This window comes from Ancylobacter defluvii (assembly GCF_018390605.1).
In the GTDB taxonomy this organism is placed as follows: domain Bacteria; phylum Pseudomonadota; class Alphaproteobacteria; order Rhizobiales; family Xanthobacteraceae; genus Ancylobacter; species Ancylobacter defluvii.
This window is the reverse complement of sequence record NZ_JAHBGD010000005.1, coordinates 558882-577888: the sequence shown is the minus strand read 5'-3', so window position 1 is coordinate 577888 and position 19007 is coordinate 558882. Positions and strand designations below refer to the sequence as shown.

General features: G+C 65.2%; 16 protein-coding genes and 1 pseudogene. 4 read left to right on the top strand and 13 right to left on the bottom strand.

Features of this window, described 5'->3' with window-relative positions; translation table 11 throughout:
- Positions 1-27: 27 nt before the first annotated feature.
- From KHC24_RS05365 to KHC24_RS05350, 4 genes are all read right to left on the bottom strand, one after another.
- Positions 28-345 (bottom strand): methanol dehydrogenase [cytochrome c] subunit, encoded by a 318-nt coding sequence (locus KHC24_RS05365; protein WP_213360121.1) that lies wholly within the window; start codon positions 343-345, stop codon positions 28-30.
- Positions 346-391: 46 nt separating this feature from the next.
- Positions 392-970 (bottom strand): cytochrome c(L), periplasmic, encoded by a 579-nt coding sequence (gene moxG, locus KHC24_RS05360; protein ID WP_213360118.1) that lies wholly within the window; start codon positions 968-970, stop codon positions 392-394.
- 89 nt (positions 971-1059) lie between these two features.
- A complete protein-coding gene (gene moxJ / locus KHC24_RS05355) occupies positions 1060-1947 on the bottom strand; it encodes a methanol oxidation system protein MoxJ (RefSeq protein ID WP_213360115.1) in 888 nt (295 codons plus the stop codon).
- Positions 1948-2041: 94 nt separating this feature from the next.
- Positions 2042-3946, bottom strand: a complete 1905-nt coding sequence (locus tag KHC24_RS05350) for a methanol/ethanol family PQQ-dependent dehydrogenase (protein ID WP_213360100.1) — start codon at positions 3944-3946, stop codon at positions 2042-2044.
- 451 nt (positions 3947-4397) lie between these two features.
- Between KHC24_RS05350 and KHC24_RS05345 the strand changes: the two genes are divergently transcribed.
- The 3 genes from KHC24_RS05345 to KHC24_RS05335 are packed head-to-tail and all read left to right on the top strand — an operon-like array spanning position 4398 to position 7059.
- The gene (locus KHC24_RS05345; protein ID WP_213360097.1) at positions 4398-4946 is read left to right on the top strand and encodes a hypothetical protein; all 549 of its coding nucleotides are present in this window, start codon (positions 4398-4400) and stop codon (positions 4944-4946) included.
- Positions 4943-6394 (top strand): ATP-binding protein, encoded by a 1452-nt coding sequence (locus KHC24_RS05340; RefSeq protein ID WP_213360095.1) that lies wholly within the window; start codon positions 4943-4945, stop codon positions 6392-6394. The genes KHC24_RS05345 and KHC24_RS05340 overlap by 4 nt, the downstream gene beginning before the upstream one ends.
- Entirely contained in the window at positions 6391-7059 is a 669-nt protein-coding gene (locus KHC24_RS05335) for a response regulator transcription factor (protein WP_213360092.1), read from the top strand. The genes KHC24_RS05340 and KHC24_RS05335 overlap by 4 nt, the downstream gene beginning before the upstream one ends.
- Positions 7060-7092: 33 nt before the next feature.
- On the opposite strand, the gene KHC24_RS05330 is transcribed toward KHC24_RS05335, so the two are convergent.
- The 7 genes and pseudogenes from KHC24_RS05330 to guaB form a co-directional block, all read right to left on the bottom strand.
- Entirely contained in the window at positions 7093-7800 is a 708-nt protein-coding gene (locus KHC24_RS05330; protein ID WP_213360089.1) for a glutathione S-transferase, read from the bottom strand.
- Positions 7801-8008: 208 nt separating this feature from the next.
- Complete coding sequence (locus KHC24_RS05325) at positions 8009-8527, bottom strand: cupin domain-containing protein (protein WP_213361194.1); 519 nt, start codon at positions 8525-8527, stop codon at positions 8009-8011.
- Between the two features lie 336 nt (positions 8528-8863).
- Positions 8864-10119: pseudogene (locus KHC24_RS05320) on the bottom strand (tyrosine-type recombinase/integrase).
- Positions 10120-10413: 294 nt separating this feature from the next.
- Complete coding sequence (gene guaA, locus KHC24_RS05315; RefSeq protein WP_246546157.1) at positions 10414-11988, bottom strand: glutamine-hydrolyzing GMP synthase; 1575 nt, start codon at positions 11986-11988, stop codon at positions 10414-10416.
- Between the two features lie 90 nt (positions 11989-12078).
- The gene (locus KHC24_RS05310; protein ID WP_213360087.1) at positions 12079-13380 is read right to left on the bottom strand and encodes an RsmB/NOP family class I SAM-dependent RNA methyltransferase; all 1302 of its coding nucleotides are present in this window, start codon (positions 13378-13380) and stop codon (positions 12079-12081) included.
- A 15-nt stretch (positions 13381-13395) separates the two neighbouring features.
- The gene (locus tag KHC24_RS05305; RefSeq protein WP_213360085.1) at positions 13396-13833 is read right to left on the bottom strand and encodes an MAPEG family protein; all 438 of its coding nucleotides are present in this window, start codon (positions 13831-13833) and stop codon (positions 13396-13398) included.
- Between the two features lie 61 nt (positions 13834-13894).
- Positions 13895-15385 carry an IMP dehydrogenase gene (guaB, locus tag KHC24_RS05300; RefSeq protein ID WP_213360083.1) on the bottom strand — a complete coding sequence of 497 codons (1491 nt, stop codon included), beginning with the start codon at positions 15383-15385 and terminating at the stop codon, positions 13895-13897.
- Between the two features lie 305 nt (positions 15386-15690).
- On the opposite strand from guaB, the gene KHC24_RS05295 reads away from it, so the two are divergent.
- The gene (locus tag KHC24_RS05295) at positions 15691-17127 is read left to right on the top strand and encodes an MFS transporter (RefSeq protein WP_213360081.1); all 1437 of its coding nucleotides are present in this window, start codon (positions 15691-15693) and stop codon (positions 17125-17127) included.
- Positions 17128-17139: 12 nt separating this feature from the next.
- On the opposite strand, the gene KHC24_RS05290 is transcribed toward KHC24_RS05295, so the two are convergent.
- Complete coding sequence (locus KHC24_RS05290; protein WP_213360078.1) at positions 17140-17856, bottom strand: RlmE family RNA methyltransferase; 717 nt, start codon at positions 17854-17856, stop codon at positions 17140-17142.
- Positions 17853-18977: a Ppx/GppA phosphatase family protein gene (locus KHC24_RS05285; RefSeq protein ID WP_213360068.1), complete on the bottom strand. Its 1125-nt coding sequence runs from the start codon at positions 18975-18977 to the stop codon at positions 17853-17855. The genes KHC24_RS05290 and KHC24_RS05285 overlap by 4 nt, the downstream gene beginning before the upstream one ends.
- Positions 18978-19007: the final 30 nt, after the last annotated feature.

The following is a 19007-nucleotide window of genomic DNA, read 5'->3' as shown; positions in this document are numbered from 1 at the left end:
CGTGAAGGTCTTCGCTCGGGCGAGCTATCAGTTTGCGCTGGGAATCTTGCTCACGTCGTAGACGAACTTCCCGGTCTTCTGGAAATACTCGACGCGCTGGGCATTGCGTGCCTCCATTCCCTTGATGGATTCCGCCTGCTTGTTGACTTCCTTGGGGTCGTGCTTGGGATCGTATTTCGACCCCGCGACCTTGTCGGGATAGCCGGGCTTGGGCTCCCAGCAATTGCCGGGCGCCTTGCAGTTGGTGCCGTCATAGGCCGCCGCCCCCGCCACCATGGCGAGGCCGAGCGCGCCGGCGCCGGCGAGGAGGGCAATGGTCTTCACGCTGTGGTCGATGATGGTCATGCTCGGTCTCCTTGTCGGTTTCCACGTCTGCTTCTTGCCGCCGGCTTCAGCCGGCCGGCCCGCCGCACTTCGGAGGCATCACGTCGGACGGCTCGATGTGCTTGGCGTTGGCGTCGAAAGACTTGAATGCGCTGCGCTGCTCGCTGGTCAGCCAGGTCGCGCCTTTCGGATCGTCCTTGTAGACATGCCGGACCCAGGACATGACGAGCAGCATCTCGTTCATGTTCAGCGCGCCATACATCGGGCCCATCTGGCCCTGCGCGCCGCCGAAGATCGTCTCGAACAGGCCCTGGTCGGTCTCGTTCTTCGGATAGGTCCAGTAGCTGTCGTTCAGCCCCGGCCCGATCTTGCCCTCGGCGTAGTGGCCGTGGCAGCCCGAACACATGGACAGGTAGAGCTCATGGGCCTTGGGCAGGCAGACCGGGTCTTCATTGTAGATATTGGTGCCGGTCTCTAGGAATTTCAGCACGGCCTGGGTGTCGCGCCCCTCCTCCGGTGCCTCGGAGAGTTCGAGCGGCTGGCCGGTCACGGTGTTGGTGAGCATGATCGCCGCGCGCGTGCCGAGCGCGAGGGCACCGAGCGTCACGAGCACGGTGACCGTCCTGATGAGAATTGTCTTTTTCATCGAACCTCGTCGCAGAAGCGTTTCGCGTCATGGGGCGGGCGCCGCACCGGCCGCGCGGCGACTGCCGCCGGTGCCGTTCGCGGACCGCGTCAGGTGTTCGGATCGAGAAGGGGAATGCCTTCGGTGGTCAGGATCTGCTCGATCTGCGGCTTGGCTTTCTCGAGCGCGGCGTCGATCTGGGCGAGCAAGGCGGGATCGTTCTTCCGCACCCCGATCGACTGGTCGTAGTGCATGGGGATCGGCTTGTCGTTCGGCCGGTCGATGCCGGTCGAGATCACCGTCATGCGCAGCGGCGTCGTGGACGCCTTCACATAGCGCGCGACCTCGGGGGCGAAGGCGATGGCGACATCCGCCTCGCCGGTGGCCACCTCGGTGGCCAGCCGGTCGCCGGGCACCTGCGTCCACTGGTTGCGGCGGGAGACGAAATTGACCAGCGAATACATGTAGGCAGCATTGTCCTCGAAGCGGCCGATCCGCTTCAGCATGGTCTCGGCCGGCGAATAGAACCGGACGGCAAAGCGGGTCTGGTCCTTGATCTGCTGGTCCTGCCAGTCGCTGGTGGTGATGTTGCGATCCGCCTTGGTCACCAGCACGTAGCCGGTGCGGTAATAGGGCTTGGAGGTCAGCACCCGCTCGTCGCCGGCATCGACGCCCATCACCACGTCGCAGCTGTTCTTGTCGAGCTGGTCGCGCACCAGATAGATGCCGGGCTTGTCGTTGCGCACGAACACCGGCTTGCGGCCCATCGCCTGCGCCAGCACGACGGCGATGCGATCCTCGAAGCCGGTCGACTCCTTGTTGGAGAACGGCGCTTCGACATTGGAGGCGCAGATGCGCAATTCGTCCGGATTGGCGCCGGCCGCCTTGTCGGCGTCCACCGTGGCGGCACCGGCGGCAGTAGTCAGTAGGGCAGCGAAGCCCGCCGAAAGGGCGAGACGGCTGGCCGTAGCGAGTTTCGACAGCATGAACGTCGACATGGTGGTTCCTCCGTGCGGACGGACGGGTTCGGGACGATCATCGGGAAGGTCGGCCGCCCGGGCGCTGCGAGCGCGGCGGGCGGCCGATGCGGCATCAGTTGCTGGCGCGGATGATCTCGGTGGAATACTCGCCTACCTTCGGGTCGTCATAGGGACCCTTGCCGTCGAGCGAGAACACCATCACGCCGCCGCCCATCTGGGTGTAGTGCTGCAGCTGCTTGAACGCGCCCACCGAGCCGAGGCCGGCGGTCGGGTCGTTGAGGTCGAACACCAGGCCCACCCCCGGCCAGCCGCCGACGCCGTAATAGATGGCGACGTATTGCGTACCGTTATGGGTGTAGGTCATCGGGTGGCCGATGACGCCGGAGGGCAGCTTGAACTTCCACAGCAGTTCGCCGGTGTCGCTGTCGCGCGCCTTGATGAAGCCGTCGAGCGTTCCGTAGAACACCACGCCGCCGGCGGTGGCGAGCGTGCCGCCCCAGGCAGCGAAGCGCTCCATCACTTCCCACTTGTAGCGGTTGTTGATGGCGTCATAGGCCTTCACCTGGCCGAGGCCCTCATATTTCTGCCGGTCGCCCTTGGGGCCGGGATACATGTTCAGCGTCGCACCGACGAAGAACTGGCCCGCCCGGTAGGGCAGCATGAAGGGCTCCCAATCCATGCAGATGTGGTTGATGCCCATGAAGAAGGACTTGCGCTGCGGGTCGTAGCTGTCGTGGCCCTGATTGTGGTAGCCCATCGCCGAGGGGCAGATGTCGCGGCCCTTGTGGTCCATGCGGGTGGCATATTCCGGGTCGCGCTGCGGCAGGCCGGTCTTGAGGTCGACCTGCTTCACCCAGTTCACCGTGTCGTCGATCTTGTCGGCCGAGACCAGGTCGCCATTGGTGCGGTCGAGCGTATAGACGATGCCGTTGCGGTCCGGGTGGGTGAGCAGCTTGCGCATCTTGCCGGACTTGTCCTGCTGCTCGGAGAGCATCATGACGTTGACGCCGGCATAGTCCCATTCGTCGTGAGGGGTCTTCTGGTAGCCGAACTTGGCCATGCCGGTCTCGGCGTCGCGTCCCCAGATGGTCATGGTCCACTTGTTGTCGCCCGGACGCATGGTCTCGTTCCACGGCGCCGGATTGCCCGAGCCGTAATAGAACAGGTTGGTGTCGGGATCGTAGGCGTACCAGCCCCAATTGGTGCCGCCGCCGATCTTCCACGCCTCGCCTTCCCAGGTGGCCTGGCCGAGGCCCTTCTGGCCGTAATGCGGATTGGCGCTGTTGAAGTCGTCGGCGAGGCGCACGTCGCCATCCGGGCCGGTGGCATAGGCGCGCCACTTCTGCGCGCCGGTGGCGATGTCGTAGGCGGTGACATATCCGCGCACGCCGAGCTCGGCGCCCGAGGAGCCGATCAGCACCGTGTCCTTCACCACATAGGGGGCGATGGTCAGGGTCGAGCCGACCTTGATGTCGGAGTTCTCCAGCTTCCAGTATTCCTCGCCGGTATCGGCCTTCAGCGCGACGACGTTGCCGTCGAGCTGGGTCTTGATGATGAGCGGCCCCACATTCGCGTTGCCCGGCCAATAGGCGAGGCCGCGATTGACCACGTCGCAGCAGGCCACCGCGCGGGCGGTCGGGTTCTGCTTCGGCTTGTGCTGCCACAGGATCTTGCCGGGCTCGTCGAGAGCAACCGCGAAGGTGGTGTTGGGGAATGGAGCGTGGATGTACATCACGCCGTCGACCACCAACGGCGTGCCCTCGTGGCCGCTCAGCACGCCGGTGGAGAACGACCAGGCCGCCTTGAGCTGCTTGACGTTCTCCTTGGTGACCTGGTTCGCCTCGCTGTAATTGTTGGCGTTGTAGTTCTTGCCGGTCATCGGCCAGTTATCGGTGTTCTTCGACAGCTCCACGAGCTTGTCATTCGCAACCGCCGGCGCCATGGCGGCGAGGCTGACCGTGGCCGCCATCGCGGCGGCGACGGTCAGCGCTGACACGGAAGAGTGCAGTCGGCTCATTGATCTTCCCTCACGTTTCCATTCCCAGATCGTTCTGCATCCGCTCCGGTTCGATCCGGCAGCGCCGCAAACTCTTGCTTTCTTTGTTGGCCTTAGCGCCCGCAGCATTTCGATTTCAGCCAGCGGGATAGACGTATATTTTCTTATGAACTTCTGATTATTTGTGTCGTCATGTGGCAATCATTCTCTATACAGTTCGTAATTGTCTTTAGGTAATTTGGAAAAATTGGTCGGGAACTAGTTCCCGAGACGCCGGAAAATGCACCATCCCGGCCCGAAAGCCTTGCCGCCTTCCCTAGAAAATGTTTTATTTTCATGATGTTGTAAGGACAGTGACGTTCCCCGCCCAAACGACGGCCGGCGGCAAACAGGGGTGCGGAGGTCGGAACTTCTACAGAAATGACGAGATGTCACACGTCATGGCGCAATGATAAGAAAGTAATAAATAGGCATGGGAAACGGCCTGTTCACATTTTTCCGCACCGTCGGCAGCGCCGGCATTGCCTTTACCCTGGCGGGTTGCCCGAGCGAGCAGCCGTCCGAGCCGCGCGGGCGGGTGGTCGCGTCGTCCAGCCCTGCGGTGGCGGACAAGCAGTGGCTGCAGCCGTCGGATGCGACCGAGCCCGATATCTGGCTGGCCAGCCGCGCGGCCGGCAGCGACGTCACGGCCGGCGATCCGGCGGCGGCCCATTGGCGCGCCGTCCTTGCCGATGCCGACGCGCGTTTCGGCGAGAACACCCGGATGATCGCCAACCGGGCGGTGCAGCTTGAAACCATGCTGCGCGAAATCGGCATCAGGGAAACGGTGCCGGACATCCTCGCCGACTTCGCTCCCTTTGCGGAAAAGGGCTCGCGCAGCGGCTTCAGCGATCTGTGCCAGCACTACTACAATCTGCGTTCGCAGGGACTGACGCGGGAGGCGGCGCTTGCCGTTCTGCGGCAGCAGGCGCCGCCGTCGCGCGCCCCGGCCGATGCCGAGGCAACGGGTGCGCATCCATGACAACCTTCGCCAGCGATTCCGTGGCCGGCGCGGTCGACTACAGTTTCTGGGGGCGGCGTTCGCTGCGCTGGCAGGTGATGGCGGCGGTGATCGTCATCAATCTGTGCGCGGCGCTGGTCGCCTTCGTGGTCGTCATCCTCAACGCACAGCGCGCGACCAGGCTCGAAATGCTCTCCTCCGTCGCCATTGCCGAACGCCTGGTGCAGGAGACCGCCGAGCGTCTTGCCGAAACGGTCGGAGGCTCGGTCTCGCTGACCCAGCTGCCCCTGCACATCACCGGGCTGCGGCATGTGCGCATCCATATCGAGGACCTGAGCGGCAAGATCATCGCCGAGGCCCCGTCCGCGAGCGACGCCGGCGGCGAGGACGAAACCGATGAGGTGCCCGGCTGGTTTGCCGATCTTGTCACCGTCGACCGCGCCGAGACGGCGATTCCGGTCGTCGAGAATGGGAAAACCGTCGGCGTCGTGCGGATCAGCGGCGAGGCGTCAGACGAGATTGCCGAGGTCTGGTCAGACATGTCCGATCTCGCTCTGCTGGCCGCGGCGGTCAACATCACCATTCTGGCCGCGCTCTACCTCGTTCTCGGCAGGTTGCTGCAACCGCTCCAGACGCTGTCGACCGGGCTGCACGAACTGGAGGAAGGCCGTTTCGACCACCGCCTGCCGCTGCCGAGGGTGCGCGAGCTGGCGCGGATCGTCGACAGGTTCAACGCGCTCAGCGCGGCGCTGCGGATGGCCCGCCAGGACAATCTGCGGCTCAACGAGCGGCTGGTGCGCGTACAGGATGACGAACGGCGGCAGATCGCGGCGGATCTGCATGACGAGCTCGGCCCGTGCCTGTTCGGTCTCCGGGCCAATCTCGAATCGATCGGCCGGGTTCTGGGGCGGCTCGAATCGGATCCCGCCCGCCGCATCGGCGAGCGGGTCGCCACCATGAGCGAGATCCTGGACCGGGTTCAGGAAGGCAACCGCAGCCTGCTGCGCCGAATCCGGCCGATGGCGCTCGGCCATGTCCCGCTCGCCGCCGTGATCGCCGAACTGCTCGCCGATTTCGAGCGGCACTCCCCGGACCGGCAGTTCCGCCTCTCGCTCGAGAATGTGGCCGAGCACTATGGCGACAGTATCGAGATCACCGTCTATCGCTGCGTGCAGGAAGCGGTCACCAACGCGCTGCGCCATGGGCAGGCCAGCAGGATCGCCGTCTCGCTGCGCGAGGAGGCGGCCGGCGTCTGCCTGCGCCTCGCCGTCGAGGACGATGGCTTGGGCCTGCAACCGGACAGCACGCCGGGCTTCGGATTGATCGGCATCGAGGAGCGGATCGGCGCGCTGGGAGGCGGCTGGCATCTGGCGCCGGTCGCGCCGCGCGGCATGCGGATCGAAATCACCCTGCCGGTCCGTCCGGATAACGCCGCTCCTGCCTCCAACGAGAGGGCAAAGACCTCATGACCAGCGTTCTGGTGATCGACGATCATCCCATCGTGCTTCAGGGCTGCCGCTGCCTGCTCGAGGATTGGGGTATCGAGCGGGTGCTGGAAGCCAGTTCGGTTCTGTCCGGCTACCGGTTGTTCCGCCGCGAGAAGCCCGACATGGTCATCGTCGATCTCGCCTTGCAGGGCAGCGGCCTGAGCGGCCTGTTGCTGGTCCGCCGTCTGCGGGCACAAGATAGCCGCCTGCCGATCCTCGTCCTGTCCATGCATGGGGATCCGGTCATCGCCAGCCGGGCTCTCGAAGCCGGCGCCGATGGCTATGTGCAGAAAGACACCTCATCCGGCACGCTGTTCGAAGCGTTCGAGCGGGTGCGGCGCGGCCAGCCCTATATCGGCCACGAGCTCGCCATGCAGGTTGCGCTGCTGGGCGCCCGCAAGGACACGCCGCTCGGCGATGTCACCCAGCGCGAATTGCAGATGCTGGCATTGCTGGCGGACGGGCGCGACTACACGCAGATCGCCGACGAGCTAGGCCTCAGCTACAAGACGGTGGCCAATACGTGCTCGCAGCTCAAGGCGAAGCTGGGCGCGACATCCCTGCCGGAGCTGGTGCGGCGCGCCATTCAATATGTCTCGACCTCGCCGGGCACCGGCGCCCGTCTGGGTCGTGGGGGGATGAGTTGAGGCTCTCGCCCGTCGCCTTTTCGATGTCGCCGCCTAGCTCGCGCGCCCGAGCACGCGCCGCAGAGATTTCTCGATCTCACCACCGCAATAAGCCTGCCCGTACTGCTCGAACGATCTCGCCTGCAACGCGGCGAGCGAAGGGGTCGCCTGCATGCGCCGGGTCATGGCCGCCGTCCGTGGTGCGGTTGCCTCCAGCATTGCCTGGATGGACGAAAACCGGTCGCCCATCGTCGACCACAAGGTACTGGTGACGATATCGGCCACGCCGGCTTGCGTCGTGCCGAGCAGGTGGCCGCCATCGTCCGTCATCCCATGACGAGCCGCCGTCGCCTCCCAGATCGCCATCCATTTCCTGAGCCTGGGGAGGAACTGTTCCCACTTGGCCTCGGTCCACATCTGGCGACCGCCATCCAGCGTCAACTCGTCGATCACGTCATTCGCATCGTTGACCACCTTGGCCGTCTTCGCCCTGAGCCCAGGCTCGTTGGCGATGAGGCCGAGGCTGTCGCCGAGATAGATGGCGATCGAGGGCATTTGCGAGAGAGCGAGGCCGGATTGGGTGTCGATCAAAACCGGCGGGCCCATGAAGCCTATCGGCTGGTCGGCGGGTTCGAGGTGCATCAACCGCTCGATCTCGCCAGCGTCGTGCTCCTGCCAACTCTTGCCGGCATAAGCCAGCAGGGCGCGGATGAATTGCCCGCGGAACGGCACCGGCCAGTAGAAAAGCTCATAATCCGCCACGGAAGCCGCTCCTTCTGCCGCGAGGCAACCGCGCCGATCGGCGCGGTCATGGGAAACGCCCGGAACGGCTCCTGGTTTCAGGCCCGCGCGACGTCGCCGATTGAGCAAAAACGGAGAGCCGGACGGCCTGCTTCAGTGCCCGCTGGCCCTCCCAGCAAGCATCCATCTCTGGCAAGCCGCCCGGCTCCGTTCGGGCCAAGCGTTGCGTTCAGTCCGGCGCCTTGTGGATCGGGTCGACCCAATAGACCGCCTCCGGTTTCTCCACCGGGTCGACATCGGTGATGTTCACCACCACCGCCTCATTGTCCGAGCGCACCAGCACGCATTCCAGCGGCTGGTTCGGGTCGGCATTGATCTCCTGGTGCGGCACATAGGGCGGCACGAAGATGAAGTCTCCCGGCTCGGCCTCGGCGACATATTCCAGCCGCTCGCCCCAGCGCATGCGGGCACGCCCGCGCACCACATAGATCACGCTTTCCAGCGCGCCATGATGATGCACGCCGGTCTTGGCGTCAGGCTGGATGGTGACGGTACCGGCCCAGATCTTCTGCGCGCCGACGCGTGCGTGGTTGATCGCCGCCTGGCGGAACATGCCCGGCGTCTGCGCGGTGTTGGAATCGAGCCGATCACCCTTGATCACGCGCACGCCGTCATGCTTCCAGCGATCCTCCGCATGTTCGTGGTGATGGTCGTGATCATGGGCGTGGTCGTGCGAGTGCTCGCTCATCGTCTCGTCCTCTGCTGTCGCCGTCATCTGGCCGCGCTTCCGCGGCCAGCGCTTCCGGCGCACGGGTCGCCTCGAGGCTGGGATGGGCGGAGGTCGCCGCGAACCAGTCTCCGGCGCCCGGATGGCCGGCCCGCCAATCGTAATCGGGAAAGCGCAGGTCGAGATAGCCGAGCGCACAGGCGAGCGTGATGGTCCGATGGTAAGGTCCGATGTCAGGGTCCCCGACCATTCCTCGATCCGTGCCAGCGCCGAGCCGATCTTGTCGAACTTCCGCTCCTGCCACAGCGCCCAGCGATGCACAGCACTCTGACGTCACCAAGCGCAAAACCCGACCGGTCAAAGGGCGGGATCAATCTCCATCAAGGGCATAGCTGGCGGCAGAAGCGTGGGAGCATGCTTCCGACCGTCGACCCAAGCATCAACGGTATCCACCCACTCCCGCATCATATGCCGGCGCTGCATCTCATACTCGGCCTTGTTATAGACGCCGCGCGATGAACGCCCGTCCTCGTGCGCCAGGCACTTTTCGATCCAGTCGCTGTTGAAGCCCAACTCATTGAGCAGCGTCGAGCCCGTTCGCCGCAGATCATGGACCGTGAAAGGCTCCAGCGGCAGCCCCTCCTTCTTGGCCTGTTCGACGACGGTATAGGTGATCCGGTTGAAGGTCGCGCGAGACGTTGGCGCGTCCGCGTCGTACCGGGACGGCAACAGATATCGGGAGTTGCCGGAACAGGTCTTGAGCGCGATCGTGATGTCGAGGGTCTGCCGGCACAGATAGACATTGTGCGGCTTCGACCGCTTCATGCGCTCCTTCGGGATGGTCCAGACGGCGTTGTCGAAATCGATCTCGTCCCACACCGCATCCTGCAGCTCGCTTTTCCGAACCATGGTGAGGAGGTAAAGCTTCATGCCAAGGCGGCTCGTCGGCAGCGTCGCGACATGCTCGAGTTGTTTGAACATGATGCGGATCTCGGCGGGCGAGAGTGCGCGGTCCTTCGGCGTAAAAGTGGCGATCGAGGCCGGGCCGACGTCATCGGCCGGGTTGGCGACCCTCTCACCGTGGAGAATGGCGAAGCCGTAGATCTGCTTCAGGATATCCCTCACGTGGATGGCGGTCGCTGGCGCTCCCCGTTCGACGATCTTGCCGCAGTGAGCGCGCAGGTCGTCAGGTGTGATCTCTGTCAGGAGACGATTCCGCCAGACGGGCATGAGCTCGCGCTCGAAGATCGAGCGACGCATAGCGCGCGTGCTGTCGGCCATGGTCGCATTGGTCAGCCATTTCTCGCCGAATTCGCCGAAGCTCTTTGCTTCCTTGATCCGACGCTTCTCCCGCTGCTTCTCGATGGCGGGGCCCCCCTTCGGCGATCGCACGCCGCGCGTCGATGCATAGCTCGCGAGCTCTGGCGAGCGATATTCCGTCACGGGCATACCTACCGAGATAAACGGTCTCCCGTCTGCCATTCAGCCGATAGTCGAGCCTGAACGAGATGGCGCCCGACGGCGCGACGCGCACATACATGCCGTCACGATCTGATACCTTCTACATTTTGGCTTTTTGGTTTCAAGCACTTGAGTGCTGCATCGGTCAACATTTCGGGTCTCCTCGCGGAAAAGTACCGTCACGCGGTTTTTGGAGGCCGATGGCGTAGAAAACGCTTATACTTCAGCGACTTATATCGAAAAAAGTACCGTCACGAGCCTCATTTCTCCTGACGGTACTTTCGATTTTCCGGTTGATCAATGGGGGCGAGGCCCGTCAGCGAGGCCGCCGAACGCGATCTATGCTCAACGATAGATGTCGATAGGAATAGGAGGAATTTATTTTTGTTTACAGTGTGTTAGGTCGTATCACAGCGTAAAATCGGCGGCGTTCGGATGGGCCTGAATCATTCCCACTCGATCGTCCCAGGCGGCTTCGACGTCACGTCGTAGACCACGCGGTTCACGCCCTTCACCTCGTTGACGATCCGCGTGGCCACCCGGCCGAGGAACGCCATGTCGAACGGATAGAAATCCGCCGTCATGCCATCCACCGATGTCACGGCCCGCAGTCCCACCACATAGTCATAGGTGCGATAGTCACCCATCACGCCAACGGTCTTCACCGGCAGGATCACCGCGAAAGCCTGCCAGATCACGTCGTAAAGCCCGCCGCGGCGGATTTCTTCGAGATAGATCTCGTCGGCAAGACGAAGGATGTCCAGCTTCTCGCGGGTGATCTCGCCCGGGCAGCGAATGGCAAGGCCGGGGCCCGGGAAAGGATGGCGGCCGACGAACACTTCCGGCAGGCCGAGCTCGCGGCCGAGTACGCGCACCTCGTCCTTGAACAGCTCGCGCAGTGGCTCGACGAGCTTCATGTTCATCCGCTCGGGCAAGCCGCCGACATTGTGGTGGCTCTTGATCGTCACCGACGGACCGCCGGTGAAGCTGACGCTCTCGATCACGTCGGGATACAGCGTGCCCTGGGCGAGGAAGGCGGCGCCGCCGATCTTCTTGGCCTCGGCCTCGAAGACGTCGATGAACAGCTTGCCGATGGTCTTGCGTTTGACCTCGGGATCGCTGACGCCCTCCAGCGCCTTGAGGAACATTTCCTCGGCGTCCACATGCACCAGCGGGATGTTGTAGCTGTCGCGGAACAGCGTCACCACCTTCTCCGCCTCGCCGAGGCGCAGCAGGCCGTGATCGACGAACACGCAGGTAAGCTGGTCGCCGATCGCCTCGTGGATCAGCACCGCCGCCACCGAGGAATCGACGCCGCCGGACAGGCCGCAGATCACCTTTTCCGAGCCGACCTGCTCGCGGATCCGCTTGATTGCCTCCTCGCGGAAGGCCGCCATGGTCCAGTCCGTCTTCAGACCGACGATGTTGTGCACGAAATTGGAGAGCAGCTTGCCGCCCTGCGGCGTGTGCACCACCTCGGGGTGGAACATGGTCGTGTAGTAGCGGCGGCTCTCGTCGGCAGCGATGGCGAAGGGAGCATTCTCCGAGGTGGCGATCACCTCGAAGCCCTCGGGCAGCTTCGTCACCCGGTCGCCATGGCTCATCCACACGGGGTAGCGCTTGCCGACTTCCCAGAAGCCCTCGAACAGCGGGCTCGCCGCCTTGATCTCGACATCCGCCCGACCGAACTCGGCGGCATGGCCGCCCTCGACGACGCCGCCGAGCTGGGTGGCGAGCGTCTGCTGGCCGTAGCAGATGCCGAGGATCGGCACGCCGCTGTCGAACACCACCTGCGGCGCGCGCGGGCTACCCTCGCGGATGACCGAATCCGGTCCGCCGGAGAAGATCACGCCCTTGGGCTTCAGCCGCTCGAACGCCTCGGCGGCGTTCTGGAAGGGGTGGATCTCGCAATAGACGCCAGCCTCGCGCACGCGGCGGGCAATGAGCTGAGTGACCTGCGAGCCGAAGTCGATGATCAGCAGGCTATCGTGATGGGAGGGGATGTCAGCGGTGTCTGTCATGGCGGGCTTCTAAACGCTGTCCGGTTTCACGTCCACAGTCTCGGTAAGGCACGAACCGCCGAGCCACGAGGGCCCGGGCGGCAATCGGTCTCAGGCGGCACGCGCAAGCACGCTGACGAAGAAGCCATCGGTGCCGGTGCGGCGCGGGGTCAGCAGCAGTCCTTCCGGGCTCACCAGCGCCGCCTGCTTGAGGCGAATGCCGCGCTCGCCGAGCGCCAGCACGGTATCCTCGACCGGCACGACGTGGAAATCGGGATGGCGGGCGAGGAAGGCACGTATCTGCCCGCCATTCTCCTCATCGAGCAGCGAGCAGGTGACGTAAGCGATGCGCCCGCCCGGCTTGACGAAACGGACGGCGGCGTCGAGCACCTCGATCTGGTCGCGCTGCCGCTCGGCAAGGGCGCCGGGGCGGATGCGCCATTTGGCATCCGGGTTGCGCCGCCAGGTGCCGGTGCCGGTGCAGGGCGCGTCGACCAGCACGAGGTCCATGCGGCCTTCGAGGTCGCCAATCACGTCGGCGGCCTTGCGCGGGGTGCGCACCTGCACATTGCGCACCCCGGCGCGCTGCAGGCGCTCGTGGATCGGCGCAAGTCGGCGCATGTCGCTGTCATAGGCGTAGAGCTGGCCGGCATTGTCCATCAGCGCCGCCAGTTCCAGCGTCTTGCCGCCACCCCCGGCGCACAGGTCCAGCACCTGCCCGCCACGCGGCGGAGCGGCGAGGATGGCGGCGATCTGCGAGCCTTCGTCCTGAATTTCCACCTGCCCCTTGATGAAGGCCGGCTCGGCGGTCAGCGAGTGTGCCTTGCCGTCCGCCTCGAAGCCGATCCGCAGGGCAAGCGGCGACCAGTCGGTCGCCGACGGATTGAGATGAGCCAACGCCTCGGTCGCCTTGGCAGGATCGGCCTTGAGCGTGTTGACGCGCAGGTCGAGCGGCGCCCGCTCGGCCAGCGCCTGCCCCTCGGCGGCGCGCGCCTCGCCGAACACCGCGGCCAGGCCGGTATCGAGCCACTCGGGATAGTCGCCCGCGACATGAGCGGGCGCACCATCGAGGCTGCCCGTCTCCAGCCGCTGCCGCTCGTCCTCGCTCAACGGCGCCGGCGCAAAGCGCGAACCGTCGCAGAGCGCGGCAATCGCCGCGACATCCAGCCCGCGCGCGAGCTTCAGCGCACCGAGCGCCAGCGCCCGCCCCTCCTCCGCGCCCATCAGGAAGGCGGAGGACGCCTTGCGGCGCTCGACATCATAAACCAGCGCGGCGATCGCCGCCCGGTCGCCCGAGCCGGCGAAGCGGTGGCCGCGGCCCCATTCCTTCAGCACCTCGGAAGCCGGGCGCCGATCGGCGGCGATGGCGTTGACGATATCGATGGCAGCGGCGAGCCGCGCGGCAGGGGTCATGTCACGATCCGGAAGTCACGGCATGATCGGCGCGAAGATGATGGAAGCCGCGAATTGCAACCACATCACTATCAGCACGAGCACACCGATGAAAAAGGCGGCGAAGCGCGGACCAATGGCGTTCGGTCCGCAATGAATGCTGGCATGGACCCAGCGGCTGACGACGAAGATCCAGGCGAGGACGATATAGAGAAAATCGGCCTTGCGCGTCACCAGCACCAGCAGGCTCAGCACATAGAACAGAACCGGCATCTCGAACTGGTTGCGCAGGCTCTTGGAAGCCTGCCGCACCTTGATCGGCCAGACGGTCTCATCACCGGTCACCGCGCCCTCGCGGTCAGTGACCAATCCGGCCCTCACCGCCTGCCCACGCAGGTAACCCAGTCGCAGTAGCACCACGAAGGTGAGCAGCACCATCGCGAAGACCGGCATCAGGATCGCGGCGTAGGTCATGCGTCGAAGCCCCGGGCATGAGAGCTCGCCGCCGGGAAGCCGGTTCCCGACGGCGCTTTCGTCAGGTCCGCGAGGGGTAGTTCGGGCTCTCGCGGGTAATGGTCACGTCGTGAACGTGGCTTTCGCGCAGGCTGGCGCCGGAGATGCGCACGAACTGCGCCTTGTCGCGGAATTCGGCGAGCGTGCCGCCGCCGACATAGCCCATGGCAGCGCGCAGGCCGCCAGCAAGCTGATGCAGCACGCCGGATGCCGGCCCCTTGTAGGGAACCTGGCCCTCGATGCCTTCCGGCACCAGCTTCAGCGTATCCTTCACTTCCGCCTGGAAGTAACGGTCCGCCGAGCCGCGCGCCATGGCGCCGACCGAGCCCATGCCGCGATACGACTTATAGGAGCGGCCCTGGTAGAGATAGACCTCGCCGGGGCTCTCGTCGGTGCCGGCGAGCAGCGAGCCGATCATCGCGCATTCGGCACCGGCGGCCAGCGCCTTGGCAAGGTCGCCGGAGAACTTGATACCGCCATCGGCGATCACCGGCGTGTCCAGCCTGCTCGCCTGTTCCACCGCGTCGAGGATGGCGGTGAACTGCGGCACGCCGACGCCGGCGACGATGCGGGTGGTGCAGATGGAGCCGGGGCCGATGCCGACCTTCACCGCGTCGGCACCGGAATCGATGAGCGCGCGGGCGCCCTCACCGGTGGCAACGTTGCCGGCGAGGATCTGCACCTTGTTGGAGAGCTGCTTGATGCGGCTCACCTGGTCCAGCACCTTGCGGGAATGACCATGGGCGGTATCGACCACCACCAGGTCGACGCCGGCATCGACCAGCAGCTCGGTGCGGTAGAAGCCGTCCTCGCCCACCGTGGTGGCGGCGGCGACGCGCAAGCGCCCCTGCTCGTCCTTGGTGGCGTTGGGGTTGGCAACCGCTTTCTCGATGTCCTTGACGGTGATCAGGCCGACGCAGCGGTAATCCTCGTCCACCACCAGCAGCTTCTCGATGCGGTACTGGTGGAGCAGTTTCTTGGCCTCGGCCTGCTCGACACCCTCCTGCACGGTGACGAGCCGGTCCTTGGTCATCAGCTCGGCGACCGGCTGGTCGGGATGGGTGGCGAAGCGCACATCGCGATTGGTCAGGATGCCGACCAGCTTGCCGCCGCGCCCATTCGGCCCGCGCTCGACCACCGGAATGCCGGAGATGGAGTAGAGCTTCATCAGCGCCAGCGCATCGGCCAGCGTCTGGTCCGGGTGGATGGTGACCGGGTTTACGATCATGCCCGATTCGAACTTCTTCACCTGCCGCACATGCTCGGCCTGCACCTCGGGCTCGAGGTTGCGATGGATGACGCCGAGACCACCGGCCTGCGCCATGGCGATGGCCATGCGCGATTCGGTCACGGTATCCATCGCCGAGGACAGGATCGGCAGGTTGAGGTGGATCGAGCGCGTCACCCGCGAGCGCACATCAACCTGACCGGGCATCACATCGGACAGGCCGGGCTTCAGAAGGACGTCGTCGAATGTAAGCGCTTCCCGCGCGAGGCCATCGATGTGCGGCATCGCCAACTCCCGATTTGGGGCAGGCGGGAAGGCCCGCATATGCCCGATGGATGGATGGTCAAAGCGACACGGGCACCACGTCGCCCGCTCTCTCCGAGTTGGCGAGGGCTCATACCATGGGGCCGTCGCCATTCCTAGCGTCGTTGCTCTGTGCCAAACGCATTGCCGATCCGCGTCGGCTCACCCCTTGCAAATTGCAATGACGAAGACGCGAGATGACGGTGCGACACGCTCGCGATGCGGCAATCATGGGGCTATAGAGACCTGCCGATACTCGATCCGACGACCAAGACGGATACTATCCCGTGCGCCCCGAACGTCTCGTCCCGCTCATCGTCGCCTGCGCGTTGTTCATGGAACAGCTTGATTCGACGGTGATTTCCACCTCGCTGCCGGCCATCGCCATCGACCTCCACGAAGACCCGATCTCGCTGAAGCTGGCCCTCACCTCCTATCTGCTCAGCCTCGCGGTGTTCATCCCGGCGAGCGGCTGGTTTGCCGACCGCTTCGGCTCGCGCACAGTGTTCCGCGCCGCCATCGTCGTGTTCACCATCGGCTCGCTGCTCTGCGGCCTCGCCACCTCGCTGACCGATTTCGTGATCTACCGCATCATCCAGGGCATGGGCGGGGCGATGATGGTGCCGGTGGGGCGCCTCGTCATCCTGCGCACCGTACCAAAGGGCGAGATCGTCTCGGCATTGGCCTGGCTGACCGTGCCCGCCTTGCTCGGCCCGGTGCTCGGCCCGCCCATCGGCGGCTTCATCACCACCTATTTCGACTGGCGCCTGATCTTCTTCCTGAACATCCCGATCGGCCTGCTCGGCGTCGTTCTCGCTTCGCTGTTCATCCCGGACATCCGCGAGGAGGATGTGCCCCCGTTTGACCTGCACGGCATGGTGCTGTCGGGCATCGGCCTTGCCGGCCTCGTCTTCGGCTTCGCGCTGCTGGGACAGCACGCCGTGGCACCGTGGATGGCGCTTTCGGTGATCGCAGTCGGCGCCGTTGCGATGTTCTTCTATGTGCGGCACGCGCGGCATACCGATCGTCCGATCCTCGACCTGTCGCTGTTGAAGGTCCCGACCTTTTTCGCCGGCGTCGTCGGCGCTTCGCTGTTCCGCGTCGGCATCGGCGCCCTGCCCTTCCTCCTGCCGCTGATGCTGCAACTCGGCTTCGGCATGACGCCCTTCGCTTCGGGCCTGATCACCTTCGCCTCGGCGGCAGGCGCCATGACGATGAAGTTCACCGCGGCACCGATCATCCGCGCCTTCGGCTTCCGCCGGGTGCTGATCGTGAACTGCTTCATCGCCTCGGTCTTCATCGGCATCGCCGCGTTCTTCCGGCCAGACATGCCGCATCTGATCCTGATCGGCGTTCTGCTGTTCGGCGGCTTCTTCCGCTCGCTGCAGTTCACCAGCACCAATGCGCTGTCCTATGCCGACATCTCCAACGAGGCGATGAGCCGCGCCACCAGCTTCGCCAGCGTGGCGCAGCAGGTCTCGATTTCCACCGGTGTCGCGGTGGCTGCGCTGATCCTCGACGGCATGCGGTCCTGGCGGGGCGACGGCACCATCCAACTGGAGGATTTCAGCGTCGCCTTCACCGTGGTCGCGCTGATCGCGGTGTGCTCGGTGTTCTTCTTCCTGCGCCTGCCGGACGACGCCGGCGCTGAACTCGCGCGCAAGCCCGGCAGCAAGCCGGCGGTGCCAACGGAGGCACCGGGCGAGATGGGCAGCACCGCCTGAGGGCTGTGGGCGTCAGTCCTGACGCCCACGAAAGCCGGTGGCGACCACATATAGCTCGGAGGAGTTCGCCCGGCTCGCCTGCGGCTTGACATGCTTCACTGTCGTGAAGTCGCGCTTAAGCTCGGCGAGGAGGCTATTCTCGGTGCCGCCCTGGAACACTTTGGCGACGAACGCGCCGCCCGGCGCCAGTACCTGCCGCGCGAAGTCGATGGCGAGCTCGACAAGGCCGACGATCCGCAGATGGTCGGTCGCCCTGTGCCCGGTAGCATTGGCCGCCATGTCGGAGAGCACCAGATCGGCCTCGCCGCCCAGCATCTCCTTGAGTTTCGCGGGCGCATCATCCTTGAGAAAATCGAGTTGGGCGAAGTCGACGCCGGCAATGGGATCGATCTCCAGAAGGTCGATCGCCACCACCTTGCCGTGGCCGTCCTCGGCCTTCACTTTCTGCGACGCCACCTGGCTCCAGCCGCCCGGCGCCGCGCCGAGATCGACCACCCGAAGGCCGGGGCGAAGCAGCTTCATCTTCTCGTCGATCTCGATCAGCTTGAAGGCTGCACGCGAACGCCACCCCTCGCGCTTGGCCCGCGCGACATAGGGATCGTTCAGCTGCCGCTGCAGCCATTTCTGCGACGAGGTCGACAGCGAGCGCGCCTTCTTCAACCGCACCTTCAGCGGCCGCGCCTCGCCACGGGTCGCGCCCGGCCCCTTTCCGGGTACCCGTTCGTTCATCGATAGGCTCCGCTACACCAGACGCGATCGGCACGCATCAACTCGACCAGAATGCCTTCGCGCAAGCCACGGTCGGCAACACGAAGACGATCACAAGGGAACGCCCGGCGCACCGCTTCCAGAATCGCGCAGCCGGCGAGCACGAGATCCGCCCGCTCGGCGCCGATACAGGGATTGGCGACACGCTCGGAAAACGGCATGGCAAGCAACCGGTCCACCACGCAGCCAACCTGCAGCGCATCAAGCCAGGTGCCATCGACCTGCGACCGGTCGTAGCGCGGCAGGTCGAGGTGAACGCCGGCGATGGTGGTGACGGTGCCGGATGTGCCGAGCAGATGCAGCCGACCGCAATCATGCGGCCCGACGGCCTTCACGAAGCCGTCGAGATGCGGACGGAACTCGTTCACCATCGCCTCGAAGCCATCGCGCGTCACCATCACGCCGCCGTGGCGTTCGGCCACCGTGACGACGCCGAGCGGCACCGATACCCAGGCGCGGATGATCGCCGCCGGCGGTCCCCCGTCGCGGGTCTCCACGCGATCGAGCCAGACCACCTCGGTCGAACCGCCGCCGATATCGAACAGCAACGCGCCATCGGAAGACGGATCGACCAGCGGCGTGCAACCGGCGGCGGCGAGGCGTGCCTCGGTCTCGCGATCGACGATTTCCAGTTTGAGGCCGGTTTCCGCCTCGACGCGGGCGATGAAGGCATCGCCATTGGCGGCCGAACGGCAGGCTTCGGTGGCGATGAGGCGCTGGCCGGCGATCCGTCGCACCGACAGTTTGGAGGCGCAGACGCTCAGCGCCTCGACCGCGCGGGTCATCGCGGTCTCGCCAAGGCGGCCGGATCCGATCAGTCCCTCGCCCAGACGTACGATTCGCGAGAAGGCGTCGACGACGCGGAAACCGCCGGATGTCGGGCGGGCGACCAGCAGGCGGCAATTATTGGTGCCGAGATCGAGCGCGGCGTAACACGAATCGCTGGATTGCCGGTCGGCAACGGTGCCGTCACTGCGCCGCCCATGCCAATGGCGCGACCGATGACGCGCATGCGGCGGCTCTTCCCTGCACGGCACCCCCGCCGGCCGGAGATCTGCCGGTTTGTGGGTCTCGTCGACCATTATTTTATCCCCGGCCGAAGCCGAACGAGC